This is a genomic window from Citrobacter sp. wls615 (assembly GCF_005281355.1).
Taxonomy (GTDB): Bacteria; Pseudomonadota; Gammaproteobacteria; order Enterobacterales; family Enterobacteriaceae; genus Citrobacter; species Citrobacter werkmanii.
The window spans coordinates 1-10,185 of the sequence record NZ_SZXM01000093.1 but is presented as its reverse complement, the minus strand read 5'-3'; the positions used below and the strand labels follow the sequence as shown (position 1 = coordinate 10,185).

Genomic DNA, 10,185 nt, shown 5'->3' with positions numbered 1-10,185 from the left:
CGTTCTACCGACTGAACTACAGAGGAATCATGTGAACGAGGCGCATATTAACGAGGGGGATGAGGGTTGTCAAAGGGGTAAATGCAATTGTGCGTTTGTTTGCTGACAAAATCAGCAAAGCGGCGAACTTTCCGCCTTTTGATACTTTTGCCCCATTCTGGTGCGTATCTACCTTTTCCAGGGCAGTCACAATCATCTGTATAGGTGTACAAAAAATATCGTTCTTCACTTTGCTCCTTACCTGGCGCGGCGTCAGGCGTAAGACTCCGCTTCAGGCGAAACTGGCAAGTATCTTGCAATCCTGAACCACATGACTGCCAGCACGGGTTCTGGTATTCCGACAGGAGGCAAAATGAACTTCAGACGACTGAAATATTTCGTAAAAATCGTCGATATTGGTAGCCTGACCCAGGCAGCGGAAGTGTTGCACATCGCGCAACCTGCGCTGAGCCAGCAGGTCGCCACGCTGGAAGGCGAACTGGATCAGCAATTGCTGATTCGTACCAAGCGCGGCGTCACGCCCACGGAAGCGGGGAAAGTGCTGTATACCCACGCCCGAACGATTTTACGTCAGTGTGAACAGGCGCAACTTGCGGTCAATAATGTTGGCCAGACTCTGAGTGGTCAGGTTTCTATTGGCCTGGCACCGGGGACGGCGGCATCATCCATCACTATGCCACTGTTACAAACAGTACGTGCCGAACTGCCTGATGTACTGGTCTATTTGCATGAAAACAGTGGGGCAGTGCTAAATGACAAGCTTCTCAGCGGACAATTAGACATGGCAGTGCTCTATGAGCGCTCGCCCGTGGCGGGCATAAGCTGTCAGCCGTTGCTGAAAGAAGATCTTTTCCTGGTGGGGACGCGTGATTGTCCAGGCCAAAGCGTCGATTTGGCCGCAGTGGCGCAGATGAATCTGTTTCTGCCGCGGGATTACAGTGCGGTGCGTTTGCGGGTGGATGAGGCTTTTTCGCTACGTCGCTTAACGGCCAAAGTCATTGGCGAAATCGAGTCTATCTCGACCTTAACGGCTGCCATTGCCAGCGGTATGGGCGTCACTGTGTTACCCGAATCGGCAGCCCGCGCACTGTGCAATGCAGCAAATGGCTGGATGGCGCGGATTACTGCCCCATCAATGAATCTGCCGCTCTCGTTGAATGTGTCGGCCATGGGGAGCTTGTCGCCACAAGCGCAGGCAGTCAAGGAGATCCTGTTGTCGCTGGTTAGCCGACCAATGCTGGAAAACCGTGAGTTGCAGCTGGTGAGCTAAACCTTATTCCCAAGAGGAATAAGATGCAGGTTTTTATTATTTGTTATGCCGGGCATCAGACTTTAACAATAGCGTAATGTCTGATGTGCCCGGAGTGAAAAGTGAATTTCCAGCAACTTAAAATAATCCGCGAGGCGGCCCGTCAGGATTACAACCTGACGGAAGTCGCGAATATATTGTATACCTCGCAGTCGGGCGTCAGCCGACATATTCGTGAACTTGAAGATGAACTTGGCATCGAAATATTTATTCGTCGCGGGAAACGCCTGCTGGGCATGACCGAACCGGGTAAAGCCTTACTGGGCATTGCCGAACGTATTCTGAATGAGGCCAGCAACGTCCGCCGTCTGGCGGATCTGTTTACCAATGACACCTCAGGTGTTCTGACGATAGCCACCACGCATACCCAGGCGCGCTATAGCCTGCCCGCAGTGATTAAAGCTTTTCGTGAGCTTTTCCCGGAAGTGCGTCTGGAACTGATTCAGGGCACGCCACAGGAGATCGAAGCGTTGTTGCAAAATGGCGGAGCAGATATTGGGATTGCCAGTGAACGTCTGAGTAGCGATCCACTGCTGGTGGCTTTTCCCTGGTTTCGTTGGCACCACAGTCTGCTCGTTCCGCACGACCATCCAATCGTCAAGACATCGCCTTTAACGCTGGAATCCATCGCCCATTGGCCGTTAATTACTTATCGCCAGGGAATTACGGGACGTTCGCGTATTGATGAAGCGTTTGCCCGAAAAGGGTTAGTGCCGGATATCATACTCAGCGCCCAGGATTCGGATGTGATTAAAACTTATGTGGCGTTGGGACTGGGTATTGGGCTGGTGGCAGAGCAATCCAGCGGTGAGCAGGAAGAGGGGAGCTTAACCCGTCTGGATACCCGACATTTATTTGATGCGAATACCGTCTGGTTGGGTCTGAAACGAGGACAACTGCAGCGCAACTACGTCTGGCGATTTATCGAACTCTGTAACGCTGGATTATCTGTGGATGAAATTAAGCGCCAGGCAATGGAGCCGGATGAAACGGTGATTGATTATCAGATATAAAGCGGGGTTTTCAATATCAATTACTTTGCCACTGGCGCTCTTTTGAATGCGCCAGTCTTCCACTGATTCTGCGGCCTGCATTGCACCGTTGTCTGTAGCGAAAAATTAAGCCCCGGTAATAAATGAGACAAAGCGATTAAGCACCCGGCTGACTTCTCGGTTTTTAAGCCATATCATCATAGTATTCACGTTACCTATCTGTGGCGTAATCGCATGGCTACGGATAGGGAAATTATGTTCATACTGTCTGACTACGCTCTCTGGCAACAGGGCAATCCCCATTCCGGCACTCACGCAGCCAAGGATCGCCTGAAAAGAGCCGAACTCCAGGGGATCGGCATAATCGACTCCCTGCAGCCGCAGCCATTGTCCCAGACGGGAGCGATAGTTACACCCCTTAACAAAGACCAGCGGTCTTGACACCTTGAGATCCGCGCCGGTAATGACATCCCGGTGTTCTGCCGCCGTCACCAGTACCAGCGTTTCCTGACATAAAATGTGCAATTGCAGAGGCGAATTTTCCGTGTGCAGTCCCTGATGATCGGCAACGAAAGCGATTTCCAGTTCATTGTTCAGGATGTGCTGCACCAGTACCTCCGTGGGGGAGGTTTTCAGGTTTAGCTCAACGGAAGGCATTTCGCGGTGGAAATTCGCCAGTATCGAAGGCAGACGTACCGCTGCGGTCGTTTCCATTGCGCCGATGCGTAACGGCCCCGCCACTTTTGTTCCATGCATGGACAATTCCGCTTCGTGTAACAGGGCCAGAATTTTGTTGGCATAGCGAAGAAGAAGCTCGCCTTCAGGGGTGATGTAGAGACGATTTTTCTCACGGACAAACAGAGATACGTCAAGGCTGGCTTCCAGCTGTTTGAGACGGGTTGTGACATTCGATGAAACGCAGTGCAGACTACGTGCAGCAGCGGATATGGAACCCGTTTCCGCAACCGTTTTAAACAAATTAAGCGAGGTACTGTTCATAGAAGGCATTACCTAAAGTGAATGTTTTCGTCATTTTTATTAACTTTTTATTATCATTTCCCTGTGTAATATAACAATCAAACTTAATTCGTCTTTTGAGGCCAAAAAATGGATCTCGATCACAGTGCTGTTGGCCATCGTCAGTTGAGTACTGCTGTATTTGGTATGATCGTCTTGACCTTAGGAATGGGAATTGGGCGTTTTTTATATACCCCTATGCTTCCCGTTATGCTTCATGAAGGGCTTTTTACCTTTTCGCAATTATCCTTAATTGCCAGCGCAAACTATGCAGGTTACCTCGTCGGCAGTCTCCTTTTCTCCTTTGGTATTTTCAACGCAGTCAATAAGTTAAGAATGCTGTTACTGGCTTCAGCGTTACTCACAGCCCTGCTGATTTTTTTGATGGCACAAGTGACTCAGCCTGAAATTATTCTGTTAATCAGATTCCTTGCGGGTGTGGCAAGCGCGGGAATGATGATATTTGGTTCAATGCTGGTGCTCCAGCATACCCATAATCCTTTTGTTATCGCCTCACTGTTTTCAGGCGTAGGAATAGGCATTTTTATCGGTAATGAATATGTCATTGCTGGCGTGTCTTACGCGTTAGATTCACGCTTGTTGTGGATTGGCGCTTCCATACTTTCAGCGATATTTTTCGTCATCCTGCTGATTTTATTGCCGAAAGATAAGCATATGATCCCCCCGGTAAAAGCAGTCGTAAGTGCGGAACCTGAAATCCAGTGGTGGAATTTAGCCTTACTGTATGGTCTGGCCGGATTCGGCTATATCATTGTCGCTACATACTTACCGTTAATGGCCCGCGGGGTTGGCAACACCTTTTTAGCCGACCATATCTGGTCCATTGTCGGTCTTGCCGTTATTCCTGGATGCTATGGCTGGTTATGGGCTGCGCGAAAGTGGAATATATTATCCTGCCTAAGTGTTAACTTAATTGTTCAGGCGAGTTGCGTAGTCATGGCCATATTTATTAACTCACCACTGCTACTAACCATTAGCTGTATTGGTTTTGGCGGCACATTCATGGGGACCAGTTCTTTGGTCATGCCGCTGGCAAGAAAAATAAGGGCACCAAAAAAGATTAACCTTCTTGGCCTCGTTACGCTGACTTATGGGGTCGGGCAGATCGTCGGTCCATTAATTGTCAGTGCTTTCCAGAGCAATAAAAATGGAATGACCTATTCCATATTATTGGGTGCAGCCTCGTTATTCATTGCAGCAGGGATTAGCTATTTACAATACAGTAAAGTTAAATATTCAGACAGTTGGAGCAAAGAATGAAAAAATGACAGTGGCTATACTGGGTATGGGACCGCGTGGTTTAAGTATTCTGGAAAGGATTTGTGCCCTGCATACAGAGTCTGCGATTAATGAACATATGCAGATCATTATTATTGATAAAAATGCTATGGGTGTGGGAGCGCATAGTTTGTCTCAGCCCGATCATTTATTAGTTAATACTGTTGCCTGTCAAATAACATTGTTTGGCGATGCGACCTTAAAAAATGCCGGCCCTTTTCGCCCGGGCCCATGTTTTCATCAATGGGCTAACAATCAGGGTTATCGCAAAGTGGGTGATCGCTATATAAAAAGCGAAACAGGTTTAGCTATTGATGCAAATGATTACTTGCCTCGTCGCTTATTGGGGGAATATTTGAATTGGGCGTATGAGAGAATACTAAAAACGGCATTGCGCGTCCCTTTATGAACGATGGTTATCATCCAGGCGGGCTGGATATTGATATCAATCAGCATCCGATTAACTGCCTTGGGGAAACGCAAGAATCGATTTGGGTGTTAGGCAATCCAGCGGAAGGGGCTAATTTTTACACTTACGTATTGCCCCGACCCCTTGTCAATTCGAGGTTCCTGGTCGATGCCGGGCGCTGTGTAACCGATATGTATCAACAATTGCACCATCGCAATGTTCAGCATGAGGTTGTCATTAATGCAGACTGAGCAAATCCAGACGCACGGTAATCTCTGGCAAAATCTGCAATCCTCAATGATTGTGATCTCATTGGGTGTTTTCCTTGCATCCTGTGTGCTCGCCGGTAAATATCCCGTGATGTCTACTTTTGCACTCGTTGCGTCAATATTGTATATCCTGTCAACTTTTTCATTCTGGTGGAAAAAATCATCGGCAAGAAGTGGGATCCTCATTTTTCTCGCTTCGATGATTTTTCTACTGACAGCAAACAAGAGTGGGGAACTTAACCTCCTCGCTGTATTTGTACGATATTCAGACGTCATGCTCTTGCTGTTGGGGATTGCATTACTCCGGCAGGTGATGAACGCGATAAATTTTAACGCTGCGCTGGGGGCATATTTACTGCAGAAAAAACCGTCTCGAGTCACATTGTCCATTACGTTGCTGACCGCTTTTTTAACCTGGCCAATGAGCCTTGGGGCCATTCCGCTCCTGCTTGATAGCCTGAAAAAAGTGGTTCAACCGAAGTTTAACCTGGCGAAGATTGTCACTCGTACGGTATGTATCACGATGGTTTTAATGCCGACGACTATTGGTGCGGCGGCGGTATGGGCAGCTATGCCGGATATCCCTCATGTTCCGGCGATGCTGGTCGGCATTCCCCTGTTTTTATTCAGTATCCTGTTAAACCAGAAATCGCGTGTCCAACTGGTTGCCGAAGATAGTCATACGGTTTCTGACCGCGGCAATATGACCTCGATTCTTGCTTTTATCGGCTTGTTTTGGGGAAGCTTTATTCTATCGTTGAGCGTGCTGGGGTTGAATCCTTTGCAGAGCATCACTTTCACGGCGGTTGTTCTTTTTATCGTCAGCCATTTTGCGAATCGCAAAAAGCAGTGGGCACAACAACTGTCTGAATCTGCTCAAGGGATCTCCGGCGAAGTGGTATTACTCCTGGCATGTAGCCTATTGACATCGGTATGTATGATGTTGTTTGCAAACATCCCGCAAGGCATTACAGCGTTTGTTAGCGGTCTTACAACTTTTCAGTGCTATGCCATTATTTTATTTGTTCTGCCCTTGCCTGGTATCCTCGGTATTCATCCCCTAATTATATTTAGCGTGTCGTGGTCGATTTTTTCCGACTATCTTTCCGGCAGCGTGGTGGATTATCAGATTTGGATTTGCCTTTTTATTGCTACGCAACTGCTATCTCCGGTATCGATAAACGCAATTTTTGCTGCCAACAGCCTTAATGTTTCTCCCGGCAGAACCAGTTTCCAGATGCATTATGGTTATGTTCTGCTGTTTAACCTGTTTGCGCTTAGCTACCTCGGCGCATTATCCACAATCATTTAGTTTACAGGAGTTATTATGCCCTACGTAAATATTAAGATCACTAAAGAAGGTGTGACCGATAAACAAAAGAAGCAGCTGATGGAAGGTGCGACTCAGCTACTGGTGGATGTGCTTAATAAAAACCCTGCTACAACCATTGTGGTTATTGACGAAGTAGATACCGATAACTGGGGGATTGGCGGCGTACCGGTGACCGAGTTGCGTAAAAAAAGTTAGTAATAGTGAATGTGATGGCGGGGAACGTGCGTTCCTCGCCTGATATCCGCAGTCATCGTATTTTGCCCTGGATGCAGGTAATGATATTGGCCCTTGCCGGTGTCATAAATTGAGAAAAATAACCAACATACATTATTGTCTCTTTTCTGAGGATGTCATATATGCATGCTTATCATCATATACGTTTGGGTAATACCTCGATTAATGTTAAAAAAAGCTTTGATGAGTTGCTACCTGATCCCTGGCTTAAAGCTGAAGATGGAAAATTTCGTTTTCGAAGTTATCTTCAGGCAAAAGCAGGGTGTGAAAAATATTTTAGTTTGTGCGAGGCCGGAGTTTTCTTTCAGTCTGAAAAACTTAATACGTATTCAGGTGGTATCAGCAGAAAGTATCCAGAAATAAAACAAGATGTTGCCGAAGAAATTATGAATCTGGTATTTAGCAAATTACTGTCATTGCTACCGAAGGATAATTATAACGTTGGTATTCATCAAATAAGAATTACAACACATGATCGACAACCGGGCTATCCTGCTCCGGAAGGTATACATCAGGATGGCTTTAAGTTCATTGCCGTCTATTGCAGCGAAATGGAAAATATCGCCGGTGGCGATACTACGTTAATCCCTCATCACGACGGCGGAAATGACGCAACAACCTTCAAAATTCTGGCGGGGGAGGCGATCATTTTCAATGATGTTAATTATCTGCATTATACCGCACCTATCGTACCGCTGTTGCCCGGGAAAGGATTTCGGGATGTGTTTGTCATTACGTTTGATATCGAGAGCGAAAAATAATGAACATCTTACAGTGCCCACCCAAAATTCTTTTACAACACTCGCCAAACGCCTGGCATGAACGCCAGCAATCAACGCCGTTAGTGATAGCCACCTGCGCCAGTCAAAAAGCGGCGATTTTGCATCATATGGGGAATGATTTTACCTTTCTGTTTTATGAAAACTTTAACGATAATCCCCTGGTAGAACTGGATATTTATCATTATGCACGTTCGAACAACGCCAGCGGTATTTACTTCCTGGCTGAAATTGATGTGCTCAGAGCGGCAAGGATCAGCGATCGTTTAGGTTTAACGCAGAGGCGTGAGAATGCGGCGATCCTGTTTCGCGATAAGTTTCTGATGAAATCCCGTGTACAGCAATATCAGTTACCGATTCCAGCAATGGCTCGCGTGGGAAATGCGACGGCAATGGCCTCATTTATTGCGCAACAAGGATATCCCTGCGTGATAAAACCAAATGATGGACGTGGATCTCTGGGAGTGGTGGTTTTAAAAAATGAAGGTCAGTTATTTAAATATCTGGCGCAGATGAAATCCTCTGAATACCATAATCTGTTAATCGAGAAGTTTATCGAAGGTGAGGCTTATCAGATCAACGCGTTGTATCTGCACGGGAAACCCATATTTATTTCCGCCTCTCGGGCCACGGTATCTTGTCTTGATTTTCTATCAGGGCAAACCTTAGGGCTGGTCATGGAAGATGATAATTCACTACACCAGAAGTTGATTGACTATACAAAATACCTTGCGAAAGAAGTCTTCCCTATTGAGAAAAACACCTTACTTCATCTTGAGGTATTTGTGGATCAGGGCGGTAATATTATTTTCGGCGAGCTTGCCTGCCGGTTAGGCGGATGTTTCGTTAATGAAGAATTAGGTGCGGCGTTTGGCCTCGATCCGCGTATGACATGGCTCAAGGCCTGTCTGAACGAAACGTATCCGCGGGATTTAGCGCAAAGAATACCTGTTATCCGGGTTGGACAACTGAATGTACCGCCTTCTCAAGGAACCTTACAGGCTATTGCGGATAAATGTCCGTTACCTTTTGTGATCAATTATCGGGCTACAGGTGTTGTCGGACGTCATTACGATGTGATGAAACTGACGAATGGTGAGATTGTCAGTGCTATTGTTGAAGGTGAGTCCAGTCGCGAAATTGAGGAACATCTTGCGATGCTAACGCAATGGGTGATCGATAATACGCATTGGGTTAAAGATACGGTGCACTGAATATATTCATGACGGTGCCGGCGAAAACTATTGTTATCTGAACAACCGGCCAGGAGAGGTACTGGATGAGAGTATTGGCAGGTATTATCCTCTGTTTTCTCGTCGGGCAGGGATTCACTTTCTGTAACGTTCCACTGGGCATGATGTTTGGTGCCCTTTTTACCGTGCTTATGCTTAAACGTATTGGGTTCTCCGTATCCTCAATGCCGGGGAGTATCACGGTTATCCAGCTTTCTCTCGGAATCTCGATAGGGATTATGTTCAGAGATTTTTCATATGGCGAACATCGACAGATAAGCCTTTTGTTTGCTTTATTATTACTCTGCTTATCTTTACAATTTACCTTGAGTTACTTCTGGTGTGTGCGGCGGTTAGGCTGGAGTAAAGAAGAGGCGCTTTTAGGTGCGGTGCCAGGAGCGATGGCGGCGGTACTGGCGTTAGCCTCTCATATTAAGACGCCGCCACAAAAGATTGTGATCTCGCATTCTCTGCGTCTCATTACCCTGACGTTTCTGGCCGGGTATATCACCCGTGGGGCATCTGCAGATATTCTGGCAGCGACTCCAGCCGTTTTTTTCTCCGGGCACAATCTGCTCTGGCTTACCGGAATGGTATTAGCAGGATATATTGCGGGGAAGTTTCTGGAGCGCTTACATTTCCCGGCACCCTTTATGATAACCTCGCTGGTTTGCGCGGCGGCATTGCACCCTTTATCCTCACAACCGCTAATTTTCCCCGATCTCTTTAACCAGATTAGCATGGTGCTGATGGGGATCTTGCTGGGGCATCATTTTACGACTTATTCGATGGCTGAATTTAGTCGTCATCTTTGGTCTTCGGTACAGCTTGTTCTGATTGGACTGGGGGTGACGATAATCATGGCATTTATCTCGGCGCGCTTGCTGGATTATCCCTTCCCGGTGTTGATGCTCTCCTGGGTTCCCGGCAGCGTGGAGTCGATGTCATTTGCCGCGCTGGCGTTAAAAGCGGATGCGAGCTTTGTTATGGCGAATCATATTATTCGTATGCTTCTCATTCATACCGTTCCAGCATTGGTTTTCTTTCGCAAAAGACAGATGAAAGTGGATTAATGTCTTCCTTGAAGAGCAAGGCAATGTTGTGGCGTTGCGGTTATTATTGCGCTTATTCGCTGCGACCAGCCCAGAACTATAGATATGGCGGCCCGGAACGCATACCTGACGCCGTTGTCAATGAGGTGCTTGCCAGGCTGGATGCGATTCTGAGTTAACACCAGAGACGCAAAAAAGCAAAAAGCCCGCTTAGTTTCCTAAGCAGGCTTCTTAAATCTGGCTCCTCTGACTGGACTCGA

The 10,185-nt window shown here is 47.0% G+C and carries 11 protein-coding genes and 1 pseudogene; 10 read left to right on the top strand and 2 right to left on the bottom strand.

Translation table 11 applies throughout. The features are described from left to right. Window positions 1-16: 16 nt before the first annotated feature. Window positions 17-229: a hypothetical protein gene (locus FDX04_RS24265; RefSeq protein WP_170972902.1), complete on the bottom strand. Its 213-nt coding sequence runs from the start codon at window positions 227-229 to the stop codon at window positions 17-19. Window positions 230-352: 123 nt separating this feature from the next. Here FDX04_RS24265 and nac point away from each other — a divergent pair, with 123 nt between their 5' ends. Both nac and cbl read left to right on the top strand, forming a co-directional pair. Further along, window positions 353-1,270: a nitrogen assimilation transcriptional regulator NAC gene (gene nac / locus FDX04_RS24045; RefSeq protein WP_042309161.1), complete on the top strand. Its 918-nt coding sequence runs from the start codon at window positions 353-355 to the stop codon at window positions 1,268-1,270. Between the two features lie 101 nt (window positions 1,271-1,371). Continuing rightward, on the top strand, window positions 1,372-2,322 hold the full coding sequence (gene cbl / locus FDX04_RS24040; RefSeq protein WP_137360327.1) for an HTH-type transcriptional regulator Cbl: 951 nt from the start codon (window positions 1,372-1,374) through the stop codon (window positions 2,320-2,322). A gap of 105 nt (window positions 2,323-2,427) precedes the next feature. Here the strand turns inward: cbl and FDX04_RS24035 are convergent, their stop codons facing one another. Beyond that, complete coding sequence (locus tag FDX04_RS24035; RefSeq protein WP_137360326.1) at window positions 2,428-3,300, bottom strand: LysR family transcriptional regulator; 873 nt, start codon at window positions 3,298-3,300, stop codon at window positions 2,428-2,430. Window positions 3,301-3,408: 108 nt separating this feature from the next. Between FDX04_RS24035 and FDX04_RS24030 the strand changes: the two genes are divergently transcribed. The 8 genes and pseudogenes from FDX04_RS24030 to FDX04_RS23995 form a co-directional block, all read left to right on the top strand. Further along, window positions 3,409-4,599 (top strand): MFS transporter, encoded by a 1,191-nt coding sequence (locus tag FDX04_RS24030; RefSeq protein WP_137360325.1) that lies wholly within the window; start codon window positions 3,409-3,411, stop codon window positions 4,597-4,599. A gap of 4 nt (window positions 4,600-4,603) precedes the next feature. After that, the gene (locus FDX04_RS24590) at window positions 4,604-5,026 is read left to right on the top strand and encodes an FAD/NAD(P)-binding protein (RefSeq protein WP_249935557.1); all 423 of its coding nucleotides are present in this window, start codon (window positions 4,604-4,606) and stop codon (window positions 5,024-5,026) included. Window positions 5,027-5,266: 240 nt separating this feature from the next. Then, on the top strand, window positions 5,267-6,607 hold the full coding sequence (locus FDX04_RS24020) for a hypothetical protein (RefSeq protein WP_137360324.1): 1,341 nt from the start codon (window positions 5,267-5,269) through the stop codon (window positions 6,605-6,607). Window positions 6,608-6,622: 15 nt separating this feature from the next. Beyond that, the gene (locus FDX04_RS24015) at window positions 6,623-6,823 is read left to right on the top strand and encodes a 2-hydroxymuconate tautomerase family protein (protein WP_137371596.1); all 201 of its coding nucleotides are present in this window, start codon (window positions 6,623-6,625) and stop codon (window positions 6,821-6,823) included. 161 nt (window positions 6,824-6,984) lie between these two features. Then, entirely contained in the window at window positions 6,985-7,623 is a 639-nt protein-coding gene (locus FDX04_RS24010; RefSeq protein WP_137371595.1) for a 2OG-Fe dioxygenase family protein, read from the top strand. An 83-nt stretch (window positions 7,624-7,706) separates the two neighbouring features. Next, window positions 7,707-8,855: an acetyl-CoA carboxylase biotin carboxylase subunit family protein gene (locus FDX04_RS24005; RefSeq protein ID WP_249935556.1), complete on the top strand. Its 1,149-nt coding sequence runs from the start codon at window positions 7,707-7,709 to the stop codon at window positions 8,853-8,855. A 65-nt stretch (window positions 8,856-8,920) separates the two neighbouring features. Further along, window positions 8,921-9,946: an AbrB family transcriptional regulator gene (locus FDX04_RS24000; RefSeq protein WP_061381753.1), complete on the top strand. Its 1,026-nt coding sequence runs from the start codon at window positions 8,921-8,923 to the stop codon at window positions 9,944-9,946. 51 nt (window positions 9,947-9,997) lie between these two features. After that, a pseudogene (locus FDX04_RS23995) lies at window positions 9,998-10,104 on the top strand (type II toxin-antitoxin system PemK/MazF family toxin); the annotation flags it as partial. Between the last annotated feature and the right edge of the window lie 81 nt (window positions 10,105-10,185).